Source organism: uncultured Escherichia sp. (genome assembly GCF_948475835.1).
Taxonomy (GTDB): domain Bacteria; phylum Pseudomonadota; class Gammaproteobacteria; order Enterobacterales; family Enterobacteriaceae; genus ECMA0423.
On sequence record NZ_CAOLGM010000034.1, the window covers coordinates 1 to 24,483 of the forward strand.

At 52.0% G+C, this 24,483-nt stretch carries 21 protein-coding genes and 1 pseudogene; 3 read left to right on the forward strand and 19 right to left on the reverse strand.

All coding sequences use genetic code 11. The features are described 5' to 3' along the window. Positions 1-138 precede the first annotated feature (138 nt). From cynX to cynT, 3 genes are read right to left on the reverse strand one after another with little or no spacing between them, the layout of a single operon-like run. Complete coding sequence (gene cynX / locus QZF50_RS08930; RefSeq protein ID WP_001326099.1) at positions 139-1,320, reverse strand: cyanate transporter CynX; 1,182 nt, start codon at positions 1,318-1,320, stop codon at positions 139-141. Between the two features lie 5 nt (positions 1,321-1,325). Then, a complete protein-coding gene (gene cynS / locus QZF50_RS08935) occupies positions 1,326-1,796 on the reverse strand; it encodes a cyanase (protein ID WP_000616241.1) in 471 nt (156 codons plus the stop codon). A gap of 30 nt (positions 1,797-1,826) precedes the next feature. Then, on the reverse strand, positions 1,827-2,486 hold the full coding sequence (gene cynT, locus QZF50_RS08940) for a carbonic anhydrase CynT (protein ID WP_000658652.1): 660 nt from the start codon (positions 2,484-2,486) through the stop codon (positions 1,827-1,829). Between the two features lie 109 nt (positions 2,487-2,595). Between cynT and cynR the strand changes: the two genes are divergently transcribed. Continuing rightward, positions 2,596-3,495: a transcriptional regulator CynR gene (gene cynR / locus QZF50_RS08945; protein ID WP_000952485.1), complete on the forward strand. Its 900-nt coding sequence runs from the start codon at positions 2,596-2,598 to the stop codon at positions 3,493-3,495. A 39-nt stretch (positions 3,496-3,534) separates the two neighbouring features. On the opposite strand, the gene codA is transcribed toward cynR, so the two are convergent. The 6 genes from codA to prpB form a co-directional block, all read right to left on the reverse strand. Beyond that, entirely contained in the window at positions 3,535-4,818 is a 1,284-nt protein-coding gene (gene codA, locus QZF50_RS08950; RefSeq protein ID WP_001295686.1) for a cytosine/isoguanine deaminase, read from the reverse strand. Beyond that, positions 4,808-6,067, reverse strand: coding sequence for a cytosine permease (gene codB, locus QZF50_RS08955; RefSeq protein WP_061892111.1), 1,260 nt, complete (start codon positions 6,065-6,067; stop codon positions 4,808-4,810). The genes codA and codB overlap by 11 nt, the downstream gene beginning before the upstream one ends. Positions 6,068-6,303: 236 nt before the next feature. Further along, the gene (gene prpE / locus QZF50_RS08960) at positions 6,304-8,190 is read right to left on the reverse strand and encodes a propionate--CoA ligase (RefSeq protein WP_000010276.1); all 1,887 of its coding nucleotides are present in this window, start codon (positions 8,188-8,190) and stop codon (positions 6,304-6,306) included. Positions 8,191-8,229: 39 nt separating this feature from the next. After that, positions 8,230-9,681 (reverse strand): 2-methylcitrate dehydratase, encoded by a 1,452-nt coding sequence (gene prpD, locus QZF50_RS08965; protein WP_290388858.1) that lies wholly within the window; start codon positions 9,679-9,681, stop codon positions 8,230-8,232. Positions 9,682-9,714: 33 nt separating this feature from the next. Beyond that, the gene (gene prpC, locus QZF50_RS08970; protein ID WP_001285908.1) at positions 9,715-10,884 is read right to left on the reverse strand and encodes a 2-methylcitrate synthase; all 1,170 of its coding nucleotides are present in this window, start codon (positions 10,882-10,884) and stop codon (positions 9,715-9,717) included. A gap of 44 nt (positions 10,885-10,928) precedes the next feature. Next, positions 10,929-11,819 (reverse strand): methylisocitrate lyase, encoded by an 891-nt coding sequence (prpB, locus tag QZF50_RS08975; RefSeq protein WP_000052205.1) that lies wholly within the window; start codon positions 11,817-11,819, stop codon positions 10,929-10,931. A 238-nt stretch (positions 11,820-12,057) separates the two neighbouring features. Between prpB and prpR the strand changes: the two genes are divergently transcribed. After that, entirely contained in the window at positions 12,058-13,644 is a 1,587-nt protein-coding gene (prpR, locus tag QZF50_RS08980) for a propionate catabolism operon regulatory protein PrpR (RefSeq protein WP_000941071.1), read from the forward strand. A gap of 97 nt (positions 13,645-13,741) precedes the next feature. Here prpR and yahO read toward each other — a convergent pair whose 3' ends face one another. Beyond that, positions 13,742-14,017, reverse strand: a complete 276-nt coding sequence (yahO, locus tag QZF50_RS08985) for a DUF1471 family periplasmic protein YahO (protein WP_000691953.1) — start codon at positions 14,015-14,017, stop codon at positions 13,742-13,744. 146 nt (positions 14,018-14,163) lie between these two features. Here yahO and QZF50_RS08990 point away from each other — a divergent pair, with 146 nt between their 5' ends. Further along, the gene (locus QZF50_RS08990; RefSeq protein ID WP_000976975.1) at positions 14,164-14,835 is read left to right on the forward strand and encodes a LysE family transporter; all 672 of its coding nucleotides are present in this window, start codon (positions 14,164-14,166) and stop codon (positions 14,833-14,835) included. A gap of 16 nt (positions 14,836-14,851) precedes the next feature. Here the strand turns inward: QZF50_RS08990 and yahM are convergent, their stop codons facing one another. The 9 genes and pseudogenes from yahM to QZF50_RS09035 all read right to left on the reverse strand — a co-directional run bounded on the left by yahM (position 14,852) and on the right by QZF50_RS09035 (position 24,480). Beyond that, positions 14,852-15,097, reverse strand: coding sequence for a protein YahM (gene yahM, locus QZF50_RS08995; RefSeq protein WP_000290608.1), 246 nt, complete (start codon positions 15,095-15,097; stop codon positions 14,852-14,854). A gap of 411 nt (positions 15,098-15,508) precedes the next feature. Further along, positions 15,509-16,324: a protein YahL gene (gene yahL / locus QZF50_RS09000; RefSeq protein WP_001316893.1), complete on the reverse strand. Its 816-nt coding sequence runs from the start codon at positions 16,322-16,324 to the stop codon at positions 15,509-15,511. Between the two features lie 242 nt (positions 16,325-16,566). Beyond that, positions 16,567-17,616, reverse strand: a complete 1,050-nt coding sequence (gene yahK, locus QZF50_RS09005; protein WP_000692742.1) for an NADPH-dependent aldehyde reductase YahK — start codon at positions 17,614-17,616, stop codon at positions 16,567-16,569. An 86-nt stretch (positions 17,617-17,702) separates the two neighbouring features. Then, positions 17,703-18,659, reverse strand: coding sequence for an ABC transporter permease (locus QZF50_RS09010; RefSeq protein WP_000750340.1), 957 nt, complete (start codon positions 18,657-18,659; stop codon positions 17,703-17,705). Further along, the gene (locus QZF50_RS09015; RefSeq protein ID WP_000818900.1) at positions 18,656-19,627 is read right to left on the reverse strand and encodes an ABC transporter permease; all 972 of its coding nucleotides are present in this window, start codon (positions 19,625-19,627) and stop codon (positions 18,656-18,658) included. The genes QZF50_RS09010 and QZF50_RS09015 overlap by 4 nt, the downstream gene beginning before the upstream one ends. Continuing rightward, positions 19,620-21,104, reverse strand: a complete 1,485-nt coding sequence (locus QZF50_RS09020; protein ID WP_000447335.1) for a sugar ABC transporter ATP-binding protein — start codon at positions 21,102-21,104, stop codon at positions 19,620-19,622. Before QZF50_RS09020 ends, QZF50_RS09015 begins: the two co-directional genes overlap by 8 nt. A 48-nt stretch (positions 21,105-21,152) precedes the next feature. Further along, entirely contained in the window at positions 21,153-22,136 is a 984-nt protein-coding gene (locus QZF50_RS09025; protein ID WP_001042107.1) for an autoinducer 2 ABC transporter substrate-binding protein, read from the reverse strand. Between the two features lie 253 nt (positions 22,137-22,389). Beyond that, the gene (locus QZF50_RS09030; RefSeq protein WP_001542684.1) at positions 22,390-22,800 is read right to left on the reverse strand and encodes an ASCH domain-containing protein; all 411 of its coding nucleotides are present in this window, start codon (positions 22,798-22,800) and stop codon (positions 22,390-22,392) included. 298 nt (positions 22,801-23,098) lie between these two features. Then, positions 23,099-24,480 (reverse strand): annotated as a pseudogene (locus tag QZF50_RS09035) (amidohydrolase family protein). Positions 24,481-24,483 lie beyond the last annotated feature (3 nt).

Here is a 24,483-nt window from a genome sequence, read left to right on the forward strand (position 1 = left end):
GACGGCGCTGTGTCTGGCATGCCTGCAATCCGGGAAACCGGACCAGGAAAAAACTTGCAGGCCATAACAGTATCTACAAATTCAGTGATCTACGTAGGCCGCATCCGGCGTGAACAAAGCGCAGAAACAAGAGTCGCATCATGCCTCTTTGACCCACAGCTGCGGAAAACGTGCTGGTGCAAAACGCAGGGTTATAATCATCAGCCCAACGACACACAGCGCATGAAACGCCCAGTCCATCAGGTAATTGCCGCTGATACTACGCAGCACACCAGAAAACCAAGGGGCAAGCCCGGCGATGATAAAACCGATCCCCTGCATAAACGCCACCAGCTTGCCAGCAATAGCTGGTTGCGCAGAGTGATCGAGCGCCAGCAGCAAACAGAGCGGAAACGCGCCGCCCAGACCTAACCCACACACCATCGCCCACAATACCGGCAATTGCAGCGGCAGCCAGATAAAGCCGCAGAACCCCACCAGTTGTAACACCAGCGCCAGCATTAACAGTTTGCGCCGATCCTGATGGCGAGCCATAGCAGGCATCAGCAAAGCTCCTGCGGCTTGCCCAAGCGTCATCAATGCCAGTAAGGAACCGCTGTACTGCGCGCTGGCACCAATCTCAATATAGAAAGCGGGTAACCAGGCAATCAGGCTGGCGTAACCGCCGTTAATCAGACCGAAGTAAACACCCAGCGTCCACGCGCGGGGAGTGAATACCACGCGAACCGGAGTGGTTGTTGTCTTGTGGGAAGAGGCGACCTCGCGGGCGCTTTGCCACCACCAGGCAAAGAGCGCAACAACGGCAGGCAGCGCCCACCAGGCGAGTGTTTGATACCAGGTTTCGCTATGTTGAACTAACCAGGGCGTTATGGCGGCACCAAGTCCACCGCCGCCCATCAGAGCCGCAGACCACAGCCCCATCACCAGTGGCGTGCGTTGCTGAAACCGCCGTTTAATCACTGAAGGCATCACCGCCTGAATGATACCGATCCCCACCCCACCAAGCAGTGCGCTGCTAAGCAGCAGCACACTTTGGGGGTAAAGCTCACGCATCAATGCACCGACGGCAATCAGCAACAGACTGATGGCGACGCTGCGACGTTCGCTGACATGCTGATGAAGCCAGCTTCCGGCCAGCGCCAGCCCGCCCATGGTGACCACCGGCAGAGCGGTCAACAGGGCAGCCACGCTAAAGCTCATTCCGCTCGCCTGGCGCAATTGCGGTAGCAGTGGACCGACGGAGGTGAGCAGTGGTCGCATATTAAGACCAATCAGCACCAGAACCAGCAGCATCGTGAACGTCTTTTGATGGTTGCGCATGGCTGTCAGAACGGTTTGGTCGGCAGATATTTACCATCTAAGGTGATGACCGCACGTTCGCCACCTTCCGGGTCCGCCACTTTCTTAACGTCGAGTTTGAAGTTAATCGCGCTGATAATGCCATCGCCAAACTTCTCATGAACCAACGCTTTCAGGGTTGTGCCGTACACCTGCAACATTTCATAGAAACGATACATCGTTGGGTCGGTTGGAATACGGTCATCAATGCAGCCACGCAGTGGAATCATCTGCAACAGTAGAATGGCGTCTTCGTCGAGATCCAGCTTCGCCCCGACCAGGCGGGCGGCGTCGGCAGGAAGCGCCTGCTGCCCCAGCAAAGCCGCGGTTACAAAGGCTTCTGCCAGACCGGTGCCGTCGGCAATCTCGGCAAATGAGAGATCTTTTTTAGCTTTGCTGAGCAAAATGGCATCGGCAAGATCAAGACGAATATTGCGGTTAATTTGCGACTGAATCATGGTGCATCTCCTGATGGTTTAAAAATAAGGTTACGCTGCGGTCGGTTGGCGTAGCGGTATGGCACAAACGCGCGGATTAGCTGCCAGTGGCACAAACTGGCGGGTTGCGCCGTCAAACGCTGCGATGCTGCCGCTTTCAATGTCGTAGACCCAGCCGTGCAGGGCGATCCGCCCCTCTTCGAGCGCCAGGCGCACCGATGGATGAGTTTGCAAATTAGCCAACTGAGCAATGACGTTTTCACGTACCATCGCCGCAGCTTTTGACGGTAAATCGGAATGCGGGCGCGCCTCATTAACGACGCGGGCTGAATCGGCATAACGCAGCCAGTGGGAGACGGCAGGCATATGGTCCATGCACTGACAGCTGGCAATGGCGGTCATCGCGCCACAGTTGGAATGACCACAAATCACAATGTCAGATACCCGAAGCGCAGCGACGGCATACTCCACCGAAGCAGAAACGCCACCGGGTTCCGGCCCGTAGGAAGGGACGATATTGCCCGCGTTGCGAATAACGAACAGATCGCCAGGCTCACGTTGCGTCACCAGCTCAGGGACCAGACGGCTGTCGGAGCAGGAGATAAAAAGTGTGCGCGGGCTTTGCTGTGTCGCCAGCTGTTTAAACAAGGCTTCCCGCTTCGGAAATGCCTCGCGCTGGAATTTAAGGAATCCATCAATAATCTCTTTCACCGTTAACCTCTGTCTGTCTCTGGAATGAGAGGCAGACTACTCGCCGATTGTCATAAGGTAAAAGTCTCATTTATGATGAGTTCTATTGGATTTACTTATAGGTTGGCGAATGCTCTCTCGACATATCAATTACTTTCTTGCCGTGGCTGAACATGGCAGCTTCACCCGTGCCGCCAGTGCGTTGCACGTCTCCCAGCCTGCGCTTTCCCAGCAGATTCGCCAGTTAGAGGAGAGTTTAGGCGTGCCGCTGTTTGACCGTAGCGGGCGAACGATTCGTCTCACTGATGCAGGAGAAGTCTGGCGACAGTACGCCAGCCGGGCGTTACAGGAACTGGGGGCGGGTAAACGGGCGATTCATGATGTTGCCGATCTGACGCGAGGATCGCTGCGTATCGCCGTCACTCCCACCTTTACAAGCTACTTTATCGGCCCTTTAATGGCGGATTTCTATGCGCGCTACCCCGGCATCACGCTCCAGCTACAGGAAATGTCGCAGGAGAAAATCGAAGATCTGCTTTGTCGCGACGAGCTGGACGTTGGGATTGCCTTCGCGCCTGTGCATTCGCCGGAGCTGGAGGCAATTCCTTTACTGACAGAAAGTTTAGCGTTAGTCGTGGCGCAACATCATCCGCTGGCTGCCTGTGAACAGGTGGCGTTGAGTCGCTTGCATGATGAAAAACTGGTCCTGCTCAGCGCGGAATTTGCCACCAGAGAGCAAATTGACCACTACTGCGAGAAAGCGGGGCTACATCCACAGGTGGTCATTGAGGCGAACTCAATTAGCGCGGTTCTGGAGCTGATTCGCCGCACTTCCCTTTCCACATTGTTACCAGCAGCGATTGCCACACAACATGACGGGCTTAAAGCGATTTCTCTTGCCCCGCCACTACTGGAGAGAACGGCGGTTTTGTTGCGGCGGAAAAATAGCTGGCAGACAGCCGCCGCGAAGGCATTTTTGCACATGGCGTTGGAGGAATGTGCGGATGTTGGCGAGAATGAATCACGGTAGCCACTGACACAGGTCAGTGGCTCTTCAACACAGAGGAAATTACCGTTTGTAATCGATGGCTTCTGGCTGCTCCAGATATACGGTGGTTTGTGCCGGTTGTGTACTGGCAATCACCTTGCCGCCACGTACCGAATAACGTACCGGAACCTGACGGCGCAGCGCATCAAATCCATTTTCAGCCGGCAGGATAATCAGGTTTGCGCTGTTTCCGGCGGCAATGCCGTAATCCTGCAAATTCAATGTTCTGGCACTGTGGTGGGTGATTAAATTCAGGCCATCGTTAATCTGCCCGTAGCCCATCAACTGGCAAACATGCAGCCCCATATGCAGCACTTGCAGCATATTCGCCGTTCCCAGCGGATACCACGGATCGAAGACATCATCGTGACCAAAGCAGACGTTAATGCCGGACTCCAGCATCTCTTTAACGCGCGTGATGCCGCGACGTTTTGGATACGTATCGAAACGTCCTTGCAGATGAATATTGACCAGCGGGTTGGCGACAAAGTTAATACCGGACATTTTCAGCAAGCGGAACAGGCGTGAGGTATACGCCCCGTTATAGGAGTGCATTGCCGTGGTGTGGCTGGCGGTGACTCGCGCGCCCATGCCTTCACGGTGCGCCAGGGCAGCAACGGTTTCGACAAAGCGCGACTGCTCGTCATCGATCTCATCACAGTGAACGTCGATGAGACGGTCGTATTTTTGCGCCAGGGCGAAGGTTTTATGCAGCGACTCCACGCCGTATTCACGGGTAAATTCAAAATGCGGAATCGCCCCCACTACATCTGCCCCTAAGCGTAACGCCTCTTCCAGCAACGCTTCACCGTTGGGATACGACAAAATCCCTTCCTGAGGGAAGGCGACAATTTGCAGATCAATCCACGGCGCGACTTCCTGCTTCACTTCCAGCATTGCTTTCAGCGCAGTTAGCGTTGCATCCGAAACATCGACATGGGTACGCACATGCTGAATGCCGTTGGCAATCTGCCATTTCAGCGTTTGCCAGGCGCGTTGTTTCACATCGTCATGGGTTAATAACGCTTTGCGCTCGGCCCAGCGTTCAATGCCTTCAAACAGCGTGCCGGACTGATTCCAGTTCGGTTGTCCGGCGGTTTGCGTGGTGTCCAGGTGAATATGTGGCTCCACAAACGGCGGTATAACTAAACCTTGTTCGGCATCCAGGCTGTTTTCAGTTATGGGCATCACGCCGGATTGCGCATCAATGGCGCTGATTTTTCCGTCCTGCAGATGAATCTGCCACAGCCCCTCTTCGCCTGGTAACCGGGCGTTAATAATTGTTTGTAAAGCGTTATTTGACACTGTTAGCCTCCACATGCGTCATTGCTGCTGTCGTTTTACGATTCAAAATCGGGTTAAGGATCAGATAGCTCAGCGCGCCACCTAATACCGCGTTGACCGGAACAATTCCCGGTAACCAGTGGCCTGCAGCAATCCCCAAGGCGACCGCCAGAATCGCCACCCAATTGACACTCATCATACGCGTGGTCGCAAAGTGCTCATAGCGGCGACGGTTCATCAGATAGTCGGCAATGATCACGCCACCCACCGGAGGAATAGCTGCCGAAAGGAAGGTCAACCAGCCGACAAAATTGTTATACAGCCATAATGCGCAGACCGTACCGATAATACCGTTGATTACCGAAAGGGTTTTGCTCGACATCCCGGTAATGTTGGCGAAACCTAAACCCGACGCATAGAGCGCGTTATCGTTGGTGGTCCAGATATTTAGCCCCAGCACCACAATCGCAGGCAACAGCAGGCCCTGAGCAATCATCACATCAGAGATATCCGCCATCCCCAGTGCCGCAGCGCCCGCTGCACCGAAAATAAACATCAACGAGTTGCCGAGGAAAAAGGCCACCATCGCCACCAGCACCGCCAGTTTGGCATTGCGACCAAAGCGGACAAAGTCAGCGGTGAGCGTGCCCGCACTGATAAATGACCCCACAACCAGCGCCAGCGCGACATTGAAATCTAACGGTTGTGCGGGAACGACCGCTTTTAAGGCGTCCAGGTCGCCCATGCCGTTAACGGCCAGCCATACGGAATAACCGCCAAGACAGGCGATAGCCGGAACCGCAATCACCGAAAGAACCGTCAGCGCCGAAATGCCAAAGAAGACGGTGACGGTCATCAGTAAACCGGAAACGGCAATCAGCAAATTAATATCCAGCCCGGTTGCCTTACCCACCGGAATAGCAAACATCGCCACGCCAACGCCAAACCAGCCAACCTGAGTTCCGCCCAGTAGCAGTGAAGGCAGCCATGAGCCTTTAACACCAAAAGAGAAGCGAGCAAGAAGATGAGTGGTCAGGCCGGTTTTTGCGCCAATGTAACCGAGAAATGAAGTGTAAATACCGAGGAGAAGATTACCGATGAGAACTGCGAGGAAGAAATCATGATAGCTAAGACCGGTTCCGAGAGTACCGCCGGTCCACATACTGGCGGAAAAGAAGGTTAATCCCAGCATGACGAACGTCAATGCCAATACCCCTTTCCGCGCCGACTGCGGGACTGGCCCCTGGCTAAAGTTGTTATCTTGCGACACGAAATTCCCCCTTTTTGCTGTTTGAAACCCAAAAAATCCGCCGCATTCTATTCATCTGAAGATAAAAAGCAATCGTTTTCGTGGGGAAACATATTTTTTATATGAATGAGTGCAAAAAGGTGGGGGAAAAATTATCGGTGTAAAAACAGTGGGTAGGCATAATAAGACGCGGTAAGCGTCGCATCAGGCATCGGCGCATGGTGTCGGATGCGCCACGCGACGCATCCGACAATACCTTACTCTTCCATCGCCTGGCGGATCTGATCCAACGACGCTGGATCATCAATGGTCGTCAGATCTCCAGGATCGCGTCCTTCGCAAATCGCCTGGATCGTGCGGCGCAGCATTTTTCCGGATCGCGTTTTTGGCAATTGCGAGACAAACCAGACGTGCGCCGGGCGGCCAAAGTTGCCAATCTGGCTGTCCACCAGCGCCATAATCGCCTTCTCTTGCGAATGCGCCACATCACGATCTTCCAGACTGTCGCTCTCTTTCGGAATGACAAACGCTACCGCCACCTGCCCTTTCAGCGCATCTTTCACCCCAACCACCGCCACTTCGGCAACGCCCGGATGACTGGAAATACTCTCTTCAATCTCGCGCGTGCCCAGCCGATGCCCGGCAACGTTAATCACATCGTCAGTGCGCCCGAGAATAAAGTGATAACCGTCAGCATCGCGGATGCCCCAGTCAAAGGTGGCGTACACCGGGCGGGAAAACAGCGACCAGTAAGTCTTCACAAAGCGGCCGTCGTCGCCCCAGATGGTCTGAATACACCCCGGCGGCAGCGGCCCTTCCACCACCAGCATCCCTTTCTCGTTGACGCCACACGGTTCGCCGGTGACTTCATTAAGCAACTGCACGTTATAGCCATACATCGGCACACCGGGGCTTCCCAGACGCGTCGGCCTGTCGTCCAGACCGCGAGCAATCGCCATAATCGGCCAGCCGGATTCGGTCTGCCAGTAGTTGTCGATGACCGGCACATCCAGCGTATTGCTCACCCAACTGGCGGTCGGCTCGTCCAGCGGTTCTCCAGCCAGATAGAGCACTTCCAGCGACGAGAGATCGTGTTTGCGAATTTCAGCGGTAGGGAATTTTTTCAGCACGCGAATGGCGGTCGGCGCTGAGAACATCCGGCTAACCTGATATTTCTCGACGATTTTCCACCACACGCCGCAGTCCGGCCAGGTCGGTAATCCTTCGTAAACGATAGTCGCCATCCCCGCCAGCAGCGGCGCGTAGACGATATACGAATGCCCCACCACCCAGCCGATATCCGAAGCACAAAAGAACACACCGCCCGCTTTGCCGCCAAAAATGGTGTCCATCGAGGTCGCCAGCGCCACCGCATATCCGCCGACGTCACGCTGCACGCCTTTAGGTTTGCCGGTCGTGCCGGAGGTGTAGAGAATGCAGGAGGTTTCGTTGGATTCCAGCCACGCCACCGGTACCCGCGCGCCGATGTGTTGATGGCGCAACGACGCGAAATCGACATCCCGCCCGCTGACGCGTGCCATTTTCGCCAGCCCGCGATCCACCAGCAAAACATGGCGTGGCTGGTGCTGCGCCTGACTTATCGCATCGTCGAGCAATTTTTTATAGGGAATGATTTTGCCACCGCGCGCTCCGGCATCAGCCGAGACAATCAGCACCGGTTTAGCATCATCAATTCGCGCCGCCACGCTGTGCGAGGCAAATCCCCCAAACACCACCGAATGAATAGCGCCAATGCGCGCGCAGGCCAGCAGAGTAATATGCGCTTCGGCAATCATCGGCATATACACCAGCACCCGATCGCCACGCTGCACGCCCAGCGAGCGCAGCATTGACGCCACCGCGTTTACTTCGTCATGAAGCTGACGAAAGGTAAAGGTGCGCTCTTCTTCTGTTTCCGAAGAGACGGCAATCAGCGCCAGCGCCTCTGGTTGTTTCTCCAGCCAGCGGTCGATAGCGTTGTGGCACAAGTTGGTTCGGCCTTCACAAAACCAACGGGCAAACGGCGGATTGCTGTGATCGAGCGTTTGCGTAAAGGGCGTCTGCCAGTCAATACGCCGGGCCTGCTCGGCCCAGAACTGCTCCGGTTCGTTAATCGAACGCTGATAAAATTCGCTAAAAGACATAATGCTCTCCTGTTGAACTTACGCCTTACCGCTGTTTGCTTAAATGACGTACAGGTCGAGATACTCATTGACCGGCATCTGTTCCAGGCGAGTTCTGTCGAGAGAAACCTCCAGAATGCGCTGCTGTTGGCGAGTCGGGAACTGGCGCGCGAGATTGATTTTGAATTTATCGACCAGTTTCGGAATACCATCCTGACGGCGGCGAGCATGACCAATGGGGTACTCCACCACCACTTCTTCAAATCGTGTGCCGTCGGTGAACTCAAGGGTAATGGCATTGGCGATGGCGCGTGTTTCCGGGTCGTGGTAGTCAGCGGTAAATGCCGGATCTTCCAAGCAATTGATCTTCTCGCGCAGGGCGTCGATACGTTTATCTTGCGCCACGTTGTCCTCGTAATCTGCCGCCGTTAAGCGCCCGAACAGCAGCGGGATCGCCACCATGTACTGAATGCAGTGATCGCGGTCTGCCGGGTTATTGAGCGGTCCTTTTTTGTCGATGATGCGAATACAGGCTTCGTGGGTGCGAATGGTCACTTTTTCGATATCCGCCGCCGTTTTGCCTGCTGCCTGCATCTGTTCATAGAGCGTCATCGCTGCTTCAACTGCCGTCTGGGAGTGGAACTCCGCCGGGAAGGAGATTTTGAACAGCACATTTTCCATAACGTAGGAACCGTACGGGCGCTGGAAGCGGAACGATTCACCTTTAAAGGAGACGTCGTAGAAGCCCCACACCGGCGCAGTCAGGGCTGACGGGTAACCCATTTCGCCCGTTTTCGCCATCAGTGCCAGACGTACCGCGCGGGAAGTGGCATCGCCCGCCGCCCAGGATTTACGCGTGCCGGTGTTCGGCGCATGGCGATAGGTGCGCAGCGACTGACCGTCCACCCACGCCAGCGAAACGGCGTTGAGAATTTCCTCGCGGGTCAGGCCGAGCATTTCGGCGACCACGGCGGTGGAAGCCACTTTCACTAACAGAACGTGGTCGAGGCCGACGCGGTTAAAGGAGTTTTCCAGCGCGATGCAGCCCTGAATTTCATGGGCTTTGATCATTGCGGTCAGCACCTGTTTCATGGTCAACGGCGCTTTGCCGCTGGCGACCGCGTTGCGCGAAAGCCAGTCCGCCGTTGCCAGAATGCCGCCGAGGTTGTCGGAAGGATGGCCCCACTCCGCCGCCAGCCAGGTATCGTTGAAATCGAGCCAGCGGATCATCGCGCCGATGTTAAATGCCGCCTGGACGGGGTCGAGCTGGAACTGAGTTCCGGGGACGCGCACGCCGTTGGGTACGACGGTGCCGGGAACAATTGGCCCCAGCAGTTTTTTACAGGCCGGGTATTCGAGAGCTTCCAGACCGCAGCCGAGCGTGTCGAGCAGGCAGTAATGTGCGGTGTCGTAGGCCACTTTAGAGCTGATTTCGTAGTTCATGACGTAATCGACGATATCAACGATTTCACGATCAAATTCCGGGCGGATGTTGTTGATTTGAGCTGACATTGGGTACGTTTCCTTATTGTTATTCGTAGAGGTTTACTGGCGCTTATCCAGCGCGACAAACGGGCGGTCTTCCGGTCCAACATAATTGGCGGAAGGACGGATAATTTTGTTGTCCTGACGTTGTTCGATAATGTGCGCCGCCCAGCCGGTGACGCGGGCGATAACAAACAGTGGTGTGAACATCTCGGTGGGAACGCCCATCATGTTGTAGGAAACAGCAGAGAACCAGTCGAGATTGGGGAACATCTTTTTGCTCTCCCACATCACCGTTTCCAGGCGATCGGCGATGTTGTACATCTTCAGCGAGCCGCCTTCCTGCGAGAGCTGCTTCGCCACACGTTTAATCACCTGGTGGCGCGGGTCAGCGATGGTGTAAACCGGATGACCAAAACCAATGACCACTTCTTTGTTTTCCACGCGCTTGCGGATATCTGCTTCGGCTTCGTCCGGCGTTTCGTAGCGTTGCTGGATCTCCAGCGACACTTCATTCGCCCCGCCGTGTTTTGGCCCGCGCAGTGCGCCAATCGCGCCAATAATCGCGGAATACATATCAGAGCCGGTGCCCGCAATCACCCGACTGGTAAAGGTGGAGGCGTTAAACTCGTGTTCGGCGTACAGCACCAGCGAGATATGCATCGCCTTTTCCCAGCTTTGCGATGGCTTTTCGCCGTGCAGCAGATGCAGGAAGTGACCGCCGATGGAGTCGTCATCGGTTTCCGGCTGGATGCGTTCGCCGTTGTGACTGTAGTGATACCAATAAAGGAGAATCGAGCTAAGTGATGCCAGCAGTTTGTCGGCAATATCCCGCGCGCCAGAGACAGTGTGCCCCTCTTTTTCTGGCAGTGTGCAGCCGAGCGCGGAAACGCCGGTGCGCATGACATCCATCGGGTGCGACGCCGCCGGTAAGGCTTCCAGCACGGTACGCACATTAGCTGGTAAACCACGCAGGGCTTTCAGTTTCGTTTTGTAAGCGGCGAGTTCGTCACGGGTCGGCAGTTTGCCGTGGATCAGCAGGTGCGCCACTTCTTCAAATTCGCAATGTTCCGCCAGATCAAGAATATCGTAGCCACGGTAATGCAGGTCATTGCCACTTTTACCCACGGTGCAGAGCGCCGTATTGCCCGCCGGAACGCCAGAAAGTGCTACCGATTTTTTCGGTTTAATGACATGGGTACTGTTTTGCAGGATCGTTGTGTCGCTCATATTGTCCTCGTCATTTGTAGGGTCGAGATATTTTTCGTTGTGTTTTATTTCACCTGGCTACGGGCAAACAGGTCGTCGAGCTTCTCTTCGTACTGGTAGTAGTTGATGCTTTCGTACAGCTCGTTGCGGGTTTGCATGGTATCGATGACGCTTTTCTGCGTGCCTTCCTGACGCAGGACGTTGTAGACATGTTCAGCGGCGCGGTTCATGGCGCGGAACGCTGAAAGCGGGTACAGCGCCATTGCGACATGGGCGCTGCGTAATTCGTCGGTGGTAAACAGCGGTGTTGCGCCAAATTCGGTAATGTTGGCGAGGATTGGCACCTGCACCGCATCGGCAAACTGGCGGTACATGGCGAGTTCGGTAATCGCCTCCGGGAACAACATCTCGGCACCCGCTTCAACATAGGCCTGCGCACGCTCGATCGCCGCATCCAGCCCCTCTACCGCCAGAGCATCGGTGCGCGCCATGATCACAAAATCAGGATCGGTTTTCGCATCCACCGCCGCGCGGATCCGATCCACCATCTCTTCTTTCGAGACGATCGCTTTATTCGGACGATGACCGCAGCGTTTCGCACCAACCTGATCTTCAATATGCAATCCTGCCGCACCGGCTTTAATCATCGATTTCACGGTGCGCGCCACGTTAAAGGCCGAAGAACCAAAACCGATATCCGCATCCACCAGCAGCGGCAGCGAACAAACGTCGGTGATACGGCGAATGTCGGTCAGCACATCATCAAGGGTAGAAATACCGAGATCGGGCAGCCCCAGCGAACCTGCCGCCACGCCACCGCCAGAAAGATAAATTGCCTGATATCCGGCACGCTGCGCCAACAGCGCATGATTAGCGTTGATGGTGCCAACAATCTGCAATGGATTTTCTTTAGTCAGTGCAGCGCGAAACGCTTTACCTGGAGAGTGTAGAGACATAGCCCATCCTTTGTTATCAACTTGTTATTTGCGTTGATAAAGACAAAGCAAGGGGTGTGCCACAATTGCCTTAATAAAATTAAATGTTTAATTTCAATTTGTTAGAGATAAAGTCATGAACTAATCCGCAAATATGCGTTTCAGTTAACGTTTCAGGCAATGTTTCACCGCGTTTCATTGCAACAATTATGAAACAAGACTAAACCCAATATTCGGTTTCTTAACTTTGCGGTGCGCTATGGCACATCCACCACGGCTTAATGACGACAAACCGGTTATCTGGACGGTATCTGTAACGCGCCTGTTCGAGCTGTTTCGCGATATCAGCCTCGAGTTTGATCACCTGGCGAACATTACCCCTATTCAGCTTGGCTTTGAAAAAGCAGTGACCTACATCCGCAAGAAACTGGCAAACGAACGCTGTGACGCCATCATCGCGGCTGGCTCTAACGGCGCGTACCTGAAAAGCCGCCTGTCAGTGCCAGTTATTTTGATTAAACCGAGCGGCTACGATGTGTTACAGGCACTGGCAAAAGCCGGAAAACTCACCTCTTCTATCGGCGTTGTCACCTATCAGGAAACCATTCCAGCGCTGGTGGCGTTTCAAAAAACCTTTAATCTGCGCCTCGATCAACGTAGCTACATTACCGAAGAAGACGCCCGCGGGCAGATTAACGAGCTGAAAGCTAACGGCACTGAAGCGGTGGTCGGCGCGGGGCTGATTACCGATCTGGCAGAAGAAGCCGGAATGACCGGAATTTTTATCTATTCCGCCGCCACCGTGCGCCAGGCGTTCAGCGATGCGCTGGATATGACGCGCATGTCGTTACGCCATAACACTCACAATGCCACCCGCAACGCCCTGAGAACTCGTTACGTGCTGGGCGATATGCTCGGTCAATCACCACAGATGGAACAAGTACGGCAGACTATTTTGCTGTATGCCCGCTCCAGTGCAGCGGTGTTGATTGAGGGGGAAACGGGGACGGGCAAAGAGCTGGCGGCCCAGGCGATTCATCGGGAATATTTTGCCCGCCACGATGCGCGACAGGGCAAAAAGTCGCATCCGTTTGTTGCCGTCAACTGCGGGGCGATAGCCGAATCGCTGCTGGAAGCGGAGCTGTTTGGCTATGAGGAAGGGGCGTTTACCGGCTCGCGACGCGGAGGTCGCGCCGGGCTGTTCGAAATTGCCCACGGCGGTACGCTGTTTCTGGATGAGATTGGCGAAATGCCGCTACCTTTGCAGACTCGCCTGTTACGGGTGCTGGAAGAAAAAGAGGTTACTCGCGTCGGCGGGCATCAGCCTGTTCCGGTGGATGTGCGGGTCATTAGCGCCACTCACTGCAATCTGGAAGAAGATATGCGGCAAGGGCAGTTTCGCCGTGATCTGTTTTATCGGCTGAGTATTTTGCGTCTGCAATTGCCACCACTGCGCGAGCGGGTGGCGGATATTCTTCCGCTGGCGGAAAGCTTTTTGAAAGTGTCTCTGGCGGCGCTCTCCGCCCCGTTTTCTGCCGCATTACGCCAGGGATTACAGGCAAGCGAAACCGTGCTGGTGCACTACGACTGGCCAGGCAATATTCGTGAACTGCGCAATATGATGGAACGACTGGCGCTGTTTTTAAGTGTGGAACCGACGCCGGATTTAACGCCGCAGTTTATGCAACTGCTACTGCCGGAGCTGGCGCGCGAGTCGGCGAAAATTCCCGCTCCACGCTTACTGACACCACAACAGGCACTGGAGAAATTTAAAGGCGATAAAACAGCAGCGGCGAATTATTTAGGCATAAGCCGGACGACGTTCTGGCGGCGGCTGAAAAACTGAACTGCCGAATGCAGCGCGAACGCTTTATCCGGCATAAATTTCAATAGATGATCACCGATAAATTTACGCATCGGGGATGTTTACATAGGTTTCAGAATTACTTCTTCTTATAAATATTTGCCGTGCCGTGGATCTTATTGTCAGTTTGACCAGAGGTCAGTACCAACACATCAGCCCCTTTTTCATCCGCTTTTTTGATCAAATCCTCTTTCGCATCTGCGGTCGACATTTCATTACTGGTTGAAATATCACCTATTTTTTCATACTGCGATTCAACTTTTTCAAATTCCGCTTTGGTCATCAATTCAGCGGCATAGACATTGGTAACGGCAAACGCTAACGCACCGACTAACATTTTAGAGATTATTTTCATATTACGGCTCCAGAGTTGTTATCACACTATCACCCACCCACATTATTGGGTTGATTAATAATTAGTTCAGTCAGGGCATAAACGCCAGTAACCGGAAATAAGACACTTTGTGATCTCTTTCGCACCCGATTATTTTTGGTAGAAATATGATGAAGTTACTTCACTTATTTATGGATGAAATCACTATGGATCCTTTGCACGCCGTTTACCTGACCGTAGGACTGTTCGTGATTACTTTTTTTAATCCGGGAGCCAATCTCTTTGTGGTAGTACAAACCAGCCTGGCTTCCGGTCGACGCGCAGGTGTGCTGACCGGGCTGGGGGTGGCGCTGGGCGATGCATTTTATTCCGGGTTGGGTTTGTTTGGTCTTGCAACACTAATTACGCAGTGTGAGGAGATTTTTTCGCTTATCAGAATCGTCGGCGGCGCTTATCTCTTATGGTTTGCGTGGTGCAGCATGCGCCGCCAGTCAACACCGCAAATGAGCACACTACAACAACCGATTAGCGCCCCCTGGTATGTCTTTTTTCGCCGCGGATTAATTACCGATCTCTCTAACCCGCAAACCGTTTTATTTTTTATTAGTATTTTCTCAGTAACATTAAATGCCGAAACACCAACATGGGCACGTTTAATGGCCTGGGCGGGGATTGTGCTCGCATCAATTATCTGGCGAGTTTTTCTTAGTCAGGCGTTTTCTTTGCCCGCTGTGCGTCGTGCTTATGGGCGTATGCAACGCGTTGCCAGTCGGGTTATTGGTGCAATTATTGGTGTATTCGCGCTACGCCTGATTTACGAAGGGGTGACGCAGCGGTGAGCAGATAATTTACTCTCTACGTAATCAACCTGATTTGCCGAATCCCGGCCATCGGCGATGATAGCCCCCGTAATGCGTGGTCCTTATTTCCGATAAGTTTACTTGAGTCTTTAGCTTCCCATTTCAGCCCACTCTCCCCTGTGTGGGCTTTTTTCATTGGTCTGCCCCGTCCTGAATAGCCAAACAATGGCAATGTTCCACTTTGCAGGGATGATAATAAGGGGATCTGATTCAGAAGAGTTTTGAAAAGTTGGACCGCCATCGAGGCCTCGAACCCCGTACCATACAACAATCCTGGTTGTCGTCTGCTCTTCCTGATGAGCTAATGGCGGTTTTTGATATGAGCCTTACAGCATATTTTCTGTCAGGCTTGAGTGCGATGCGTAAGGTACAGAAAAGACCCCATACAAACATGATGGAATTATGATTTTTTTCATATGAATGTCAACCCACACATTCACAAAACATCTGCATGAGATCATTTTTTATACACCACATAGCTGCGAAACCACTGCTGGTGCTTTTTTAAGCGAAGCGTCGCTGATCACAACAAAATATCGGCGAAAAGGCGGTGGAATGCCATTTAGCATACGGATATACAGATGAAATGATTACCTGCTTTGCGATTCACTCTCTGGTGGAATAACAACTTGCAGGTGGAACCCTTTCTGAACTAAAGAGTGTAGCGGATTTTAACGTGCTTATTTACAGGATAATATCTGTCACCTAATTCCTGCACTCTATTCGATATCCATTCATTTAATCGTGCGTCATCTCTGTATGTTTTTACGTCCAGAACAGAGAGCAATAACATCACCAGTGATTCAGGAAAAACAGGGTGGATATTTTTTAAGTGTAATAATAATCCATGCGCAAGCGCCTGCTTAATGGGCGCGTCTGTCTCCGGAATAGACGACATTTCGCGAAGCCATTTTTCCACACGCATACACTCTTTCCCTTTAGGGAAAATTCTCAGCAAAGGCATATGGTGTTCAAGAAGAATACATTTGCAATCTGTTCGCACTGAATCGATAAACTGCACTAATTTCTTAAGCCCGGTAAAGCGTCCAGCCTGCACATTTGCTTTAATATCAAGAAACGCATCATCCTGGTCATATACCCAAACTGTCCCTTTTTGATTTTCAAGTATGCGAAAAACAAACTTAACCGGGTGATCAGGGTAATCCATCCAGTCATAAAATCCAGGGAAATCATTAAACTGCACATTTATGGTGAGTGCGTTATCGTCTAACCACTCACAGTCTCGTACGGCAGCCATGAGATGAATGAGTTTGTCGTCATCGACTAAATCATCACGACAATCATAAGGATAATCATAATATTGTTTAATCAAAACCTTGAATATATCGACACAGGAAACCAGGGAGCTTTTGATATCCTCTGGTAACTGATTGTTTTTAACCGTATTAAGTATGCTTTGTTGCGTATATGGCATCAAATTATTGTGCGGAGCTTTTAATGATATCATCGCGATCTCTCTTAAATAAAAATAAACGTCGCAGATAATAAAGTTCTCATTAAACCAGGCACTATCAGAAATCGCTCATAACTAACGTGAGAAGTATTGTGTACTGGAGGGAGTTAATTTAACAATTTGAATTTACGTTATAGGTTTTACTGCTACTTTGATATTATTTCGCTCTCCTTAACTAAAAAGTTAAGTGGAGAGCGAAGTTAATATGTTAAACCACAGGGTATTTATTAATTTTTTCAGTCTGTTAGTGTGCGATTATCGATAACAAAACGATATTTCACATCACCACGCAGCATTCGCTCATAGGCTTCATTAATTTGATCGGCCCGAATCATCTCTATATCAGCCACGATGCCATGTTCGGCGCAAAAATCGAGCATCTCCTGAGTTTCTGGAATGCCGCCAATCATAGAACCGGCTATCGCACGGCGTTTCATGATCAGGTTGAAAACTTCCGGCGATTTATGCGGTGTCGCAGGCGCACCAACCAGCGTCATGGTGCCATCACGCTTCAGCAAGGTGGTAAAATCGTCGAGATTATGTGGCGCAGCTACTGTATTCAAAATGAAATCGAAACTCTTCAGATGAGCCGCCATCTCATCGGCATTGCGTGAGTTAACAACTTCATCGGCCCCCAGGGCTTTTGCCGCTTCGCGTTTTGCCTCAGAAGTGGTAAATGCCACCACATGCGCCCCCATCGCGTGGGCCAGCTTGATCCCCATATGTCCCAGACCGCCGATGCCGACCACGCCCACTTTTTTACCCGGCCCGGCCTGCCAGTGACGTAGCGGCGAATACGTGGTGATCCCTGCACACAACAAAGGAGCCACCGCCGCCAGCTGCTCTTGCGGGTGACGAATACGCAGAACATATCGCTCATGAACGACGATCTGTTGTGAGTAGCCGCCCAGAGTATGGCCCGGTTCGTCCGGCGTCGGCGAGTTATAGGTGCCGGTCATGTGATCACAGTAGTTTTCCAGCCCGTCTTCACACTCTTCGCAATGTTTACAACTGTCGACAATGCAGCCGACACCGACCAGATCGCCCGGCGCATGTTTTTCTACCTGATCACCAACGGCTACCACACGCCCCACAATTTCATGACCCGGTACGCAGGGGTAAACCGTCCCCGCCCACTCGGAACGGACCTGGTGGAGATCGGAATGGCAGACGCCACAGTAAGCGATTTCGATTTTGACATCATTCGGTCCCGGTTCACGCCGTGTGATATCCATCGGTTCAAGTGGTTGTTTAGCGGAATATGCACCAACAGCTTTGATCTTCATTGTGTTTACTCCTGATTAGCTATGTGTATTTGGCGACGCCTGATATGTCATCGCGGCAAAACGCGTCCATTGAATATAGCCAATATTTAAACCACCCGATCCAGCCCCAACATGCCGCGAACCTGAATGAAACAGAGCAGCAACGTTCCCCATAAGGCCATCGTCAGGTAGGGGCTTATACCGAGAATATTGAAGCCGCTTTCAATAATTTGCAGAAGAAACAGCGCCAGCACCATACCAATTATCCGCCCGCTGCCGCCGTCCGGATTAACCCCACCGAGTACTGCCGCGAGGATTGACACCAGCAAGTACGATTCGCCATAAGAGGCCTTAGCCGAGTTGAGTTTCGACATCATCAAAAATGCCGCTACCGCACAAAGCAAGGCGGAAATGACATAAACCCAAATCAGCACCCGACGAGTGTTAATGCCGGAGTAAAGTGTTGCTCGTTCGTTAGACCCAATCAGGTAAATGGCTTTACCGAGCGGCGTTTTCTCCAGCAATATCCATAGCCCCAGTGCCACTGCGGCAAACAACCACATCGGTAGCGGAATACCGAACCATTGCGCATGATTCAACCACAGCACCCATGAGGGATAATTGGCAATGGCGCTACCACCTGTCACCAGAATATTTATCCCTTTGAGCAACGTCATCATCCCAAGCGTTGCAAGAATTGGCGACACTCGAATACCAGCAATCAATACGCCGTTACATAAACCGATTATCACCGCCGCGCCAGCGCCCGCCAGTAACGTAGCGACAACCGTAGCAATACCCGGTGGATACTGAGTCGCCACCCACGCCATCACCAGTGAACAGGCGTTAGCAGTGGCTATAATTGACAAGTTAATGCCACCGCAAAGCATGGTCACCGCCATAGCCAACGCCAGAATGCCCAGCACGGGCATTTGCGAAGCGACGGACTGGAAATTACTTATCGACCAGAAAATCTCCGGCATAGTAATGCTGAACGCGGCAACAGTTAGCACCAGCAGGCCGATCAAGTAAAACTCAACGTTATTACGCCACGATTTTTTCATAGCAGACTCCGGTTCTGATGCTGACTCCACGCCGTGGCACTAATGCTGGCAACGATGATGATGCCGGTGATCAATGTTTGCCAGTAAGACGAGACTCCCAATAAATTTAGCCCGTTTTGCATCACTGCCAACAACACCACGCCGAGCAAAGTACCGGTTAACGTGCCGCGCCCGCCGAGCAAACTAGTGCCGCCAAGCACCACCGCAGCCAGTACTGTCAGCTCATAACCCAGAAGAGAATCGGGGGCGACAGTCATCACCGTCCACGACTGCACTACACCCGCAGCGCCAGACATCAATCCCATATAGCCATAGACGAAAAGTTGCAGTTTCAGCACGCTAAAGCCGATGCGACTGGCTGATTCGCGGTTCCCGCCAAGGGCATAAATTTTGCGCCCTACACTGGTGAAATTCATGATAAACGCTGTTAGCAGCACCACCGTAATCATGGCGATCAGCGGCAGACCAAGGCCATAGTCATAGCCATCAGCATCGGTGTACTTGAACAACATAACCCCCTGCTCAAACCACGGCGGAAAGTCGTACAGCCACACACCTTTACTCAACCATAACAGCAGGCCATAGAAAATATTCAGCGTCGAGATAGTGATGATGATAGAAGGCACCCGTAGGCGATTAACCAGTAAGGCGTTAATTAAGCCAAGTAAAATGCCGATGCAGCCCGCCAGTGCAAACGCGACAGCGAAGTTGCCACCAATTTTTTGCAGCAACAGCACCATGCCGTATTGCGCAATGATGGTCATTGCTGGAAACGAAATATCAATTCCACCGGAAATCAACACCACAAACAAACCACAGGCGAGAATAGTCAACATGGCATAGTTATTGGCGAGATCGTACAAATTACCGAATGTCAGAAACTCGTCGCTGCGCCAGGCAAGGCCAACAAACAGCACCACAATCAGTAATGCCAGCCAGAATTCATGGCGTTTTTTCAGTTCAGCCATTTACCACCTCCGCAATCCTGGCCTGAGAACTGCTGTCAGGCAGGAAGCTATGGGTGATCTGACCTTTTTGCATTACCAAAATCCGGTGGCTTTGATACCACGCTTCTTCAATTTCATCGCAGATCATCAATACCGCAATGCCATGAGCCGCCAGATCGCTGATAATGCCGTATATTCCTGCTTTGTTGGCGATATCAACACCGACTGTCGGGCTATCGAGAATCAACAGTCGTGGCCCAATCGCCAGCCATTTGGCGATCGATACTCGCTGCGCGTTACCACCAGAAAGCGTATTCACCGGAAGATGAGGATCAGAGACTTTGATGGTCAATGCCTTGATTAGCCTGTCCACCAGGTCACGAACTTTAGTTTCACTCAGAAAGCCGAAGCGATCTTTTACCTTGTGAAAAACAGTGCTAATGATGTTGTCTTCAATAGATTGCGCCATCACCAAACCGCGCGACATGCGATCTTCCGAAACATAACCAATACCGTGGCGGATAGCGTCCTGGTTACTATGCAGTGTAACCGGCTGGCCGTTGATGAGGATCTCGCCAGCATCCGGTCGGGTCATACCAAACAGACTCAGACATAATTCCGTGCGCCCCGCACCAAGCAGGCCAACAATCGATACCACTTCGCCCGCTTCCACCCGCAAGTTAATATTTAGATATTCCCCATGACGACTTAAATTACGCACCTCCAGCACCGGGGTGCTGGATTTTCCCTGCCACAACTCTCGCACCTGATATTCAAACTCCTGGCCGGTCATCAGGAAACCGAGTTGTTTTGTGGTCATCTCTGCAGCCGGAAAAGTCCCGACCAGCTCACCATCTTTCAGCACTGAAATACGGTCGGAAACTTCCATCACTTCTTCCAGACGATGACTGACGAAGACCACGCAGATCCCGCGTTCACGCAATTGATGCACCACCTGTAATAACCCTTGCACTTCCTGATGGGTCAGCGAAGCGGTTGGTTCATCCATCACGATCAACCGTGCGTCCTGCGCCAGTGCACGGCAAATAGCCACCAGCTGACAGCGGGCAATTGAAAGCTCAGAAACGAGTGTATCCAGTGGCAATGTGACGTTAATACTGGTCATTGCCGCCTGCGCCACCTCACGCAGACGACGGCGGTTAACAAACAGACCGTGGTGATAGTGATTCACGGCGATATTCTCCCAGACACTCAGGTTAGGAAATAAAGAGAGGTCCTGATAAATCACCTGAATCCCCTGCGCCACCGAAGCGGCGGGTGTCAGCTTTGACCAGTTTTTCCCACCAAGCGTAATTTCCGCTCCCTCATCCGGGCGATAAACACCGGACATAATTTTAATCAACGTCGATTTACCACAGCCGTTTTGCCCGGCAAGGCAGTGCACTTCACCCGACATAAAGTCGAGAGAAACATCGCGCAGCGCTCGCGTGGCATGAAACGTTTTGTTGATATGACGAAGGGAAAGGAAAGTTTCCATAACATCCCCTGGCAATAAGAATCGGGGCTTTCGCCCCGAAGAAATGGATTAATAAAGTGAGTCGATATTGTCTTTGTTGACCAGTAATACCTTATGGAAACGGATAATTCGCTTATCCATATCTACGTCGGCCTTACCCAGATTCTGCATTTCTAATCCAGGTTTGATCTCTTCACCCTTCAGCAACGTGCTGGCGACGGCTGCGAGTGCGTAACCTGCAGAGGCCGGATCGTAAGTAATCCCTTCGGTGATATCACCACTTTTAATCAGTGATGCCGCCTGTGAAGGGATCATCATGCCATAGACTGCGACTTTATTTTTCGCCCGTTTCTCTTTCACCGCACGTCCCGCGCCAATCGGACCGTTTGAACCAAAGGAGACAACCGCTTTCAAGTCAGGATAGGTTTTCATCAGGTCCAGTGTGGTACGACGTGAGTCATCCACACTCTCGGCAACCGGCATGCGGCGGGTAACTTCATGCATATCCGGGTAATGCTCTTTCTGGTATTTCACCAGCAAGTCAGCCCATAAGTTATGCTGCGGCACGGTCAAACTACCCACGTAAATCACATAGCCGCCCTTGCCCCCCATGCGTTTCGCCATATGCTCAACATATTCAGCGGCAAATTTTTCGTTATCAATGATTTCAATATCCCAGTTAGCACTTGGCTGACCGGGGGATTCGTTGGTCAGAACCACAATTCCGGCATCTCGCGCTTTTTTGAATACCGGTTCCAGCACGTTGGCATCGTTTGGCACGATAGTAATTGCATTAACCTTACGGGCGATTAAATCCTCAATAATTTTAACTTGTTGCGGAGCATCAGTACTTGAAGGCCCCACCTGTGAGGCATTAACACCAAAGGCTTTACCCGCCTCAACCACACCTTCGCCCATGCGATTAAACCACGGCATACCATCGACTTTAGAAATATTCACCACGACTTTTTCCGCTGCCTGGAGCGGCGCAGAAATTAGCGCAGCGCCTAATAACAGCGAAGACACCATATTGATAACAAAACGTTTATTCATCATTTCAGCCTCATTGCAGGGTAGTCAGGAAGTGTTCGCCCAAATTAGCGCGCTGGAGAGAATAAGAATTTTCGAATATTTTTATGCAGAATAAACAGCCCTATTTCAGGCAGCTATTAAAAATATGGTTATAAATATGGACAAAACGGGCAGCAACAATAAGTGTGACATTCATCACGTAAAAAATAGCAAAATAAACAAAATTAGCGATATTTTATGTGTGTGAGTTTATTTCGCGTAGATAAATAGTTATCTACACAACGTCAATAAGGGCATATTCTTCAAATATAACGTCCATTTCTGGTGAATAGCTTCCTTCTGCCTGGAAAAAACGACGGTGTTCATTACGCCAATATTCAAGACTGAGGTCACCTTCACCTTCCTTACGGGCAAGCTCCACGGTGACATCAGAAAAGCGCAGTAAATGCAGGCCAATCACTCTGATAACACATACAGGCTCATCACGGCTATTTTCTACAATCTTATACTCACCAATCATCGGAAATGCGTTGTCTTCAATACATCCCGCCAGCGAACCACAGGAAGCTGTTTTAACACCAGTCGCAATCAACGTTGCGAGGTGATCGGCCAACGCTGCTGAATCGCCAAAAGTACAAAAGGAAGCATGGGGATATTTTTGTGAGAATTTTTCTTTTATGGTCATGGCAATATTTTTGCGATTACGGAAAAACAAATCACATCTTAATTACTGTTGGTAACCATCAGCAAGAGTATCATTGGTTTTTCGATACTGAATCTTTTTTATCCGAAGCAGGTCACATTTATGGCCTGATAAATACCTTTGTTAAAACTCACTTTTGTGTATTTCTCTCAAATAATCCCCTGGAAATTATGCCGCGAGATTATAAAGTTCAGGATCATTCATTAGCAAACCATTCCCGCCCCACTCCCTGGGGCTTAAATCTCTTACAATTCACCGTTGCAGGCGTTTCAAATGCGCATCAACCTGCCACACTCCCCCACACCAGTTGCCCTTTATGGAACGTTGCGGTTCTCGGCGAGATACGCGCCACCGCCTGGCGGAACAGGAGGCGTCCACCAGCACAAAGCTGGCATCATCCTGCGCTTTTGGCCATACACGCTCGCCTTTTTCATTCAGCGGCAATATATCGCCAGTGGCTAGAAACAGCGAACGGGAGAGGTTCTGTTCGTTAGGACGAATATAGAGCTGCGCGTAGAGATTGGCTTTTTCCAGCATGTCGCCCAGACCATAAGGCGACCAGTGGTCGATAACGCTGTCAGTGCCAGTCATCACTTTTACGCCTTTGTCGTGCAACTGTTTGAGCGGCATATGCAGCGTGCCAATCGGCACCGTCGAGGCGATAGAAATTTGCTGCGCCGCCATCCGATTCGCCAGCGCATCGACCTGTTGTTCGTTGAGCGTAGCCAGCGCAAAGGCGTGGCTGATGGTCAGCTTACCTTTCAGTTGCGGCGTTTTCTCTACCGTTTCAACCATATAATTGATGGCTGCCACGCCCGACGGAGTGGTTTCGTGCAGGTGAATATCGACACCTTTGTCGTAGTCCAGCGCAATCTGAAACATGGTGTCGAGGGATTTTTCCATCGCGCCATCGACACTGGTCGGGTCCAGCCCGCCGACGTAATGCGCACCCGCCTGCATCGCTTCGCGCATTAAGGGTTCCGATTTCGACAGCAGCAAACCGTGCTGCGGGAAGGCGACGATTTCACACTCGAAGCCCGCCTGACGCCGCGCCAGCACCGCCTGCAAATTTTGCAGATTTTTTAGGCCGGAAACCGGTTCGATATTGCAGTGGCTGCGGGCAATGGTGGTGCCTTTCGACTGCAATAGATCGATCAGTTTTTCCGCCCGCTCCTGCGTATACGGTTGTAACTCCGGCAGCATTTTCTGCTCAAGCTTGATCATGTCCTGGATAGTGGTGCCTGCCGGACGATTGAGCGAGCGCCACGGCCCGCCGTAGAAGGTTTTGTCGAGATGAATATGCATGTCGCGAGTGGTGGGTAGCATCAACTTACCGCCAGCGTCATAGTGCGGCAGCGTGGCGTCCGGATGCTGCTTGTTCTCGCGCAGGGCGACAATTTTGCCGTCCTGAATCTCCACGGTCTGGCGCGCCGTGCGGGTCTGCACCGCCACACCGTTTTCGTAGTCAAAACCGGTTTCCAGCAGCACGTTATCGAGATAGTAATGCGGGTCAGTGATTTTCATGGTGTTGTTCGCTTCGCAGTTTAGGGTGCCAGCTACCGCCGCATGGGCGAGCGGCACAGAGGTACCAAACAGCGCGGCGGCGGTAACCATCTTACCGCTCTGGCTCAGAAATTCACGGCGGCTATTGCTTTCTTTCATCCT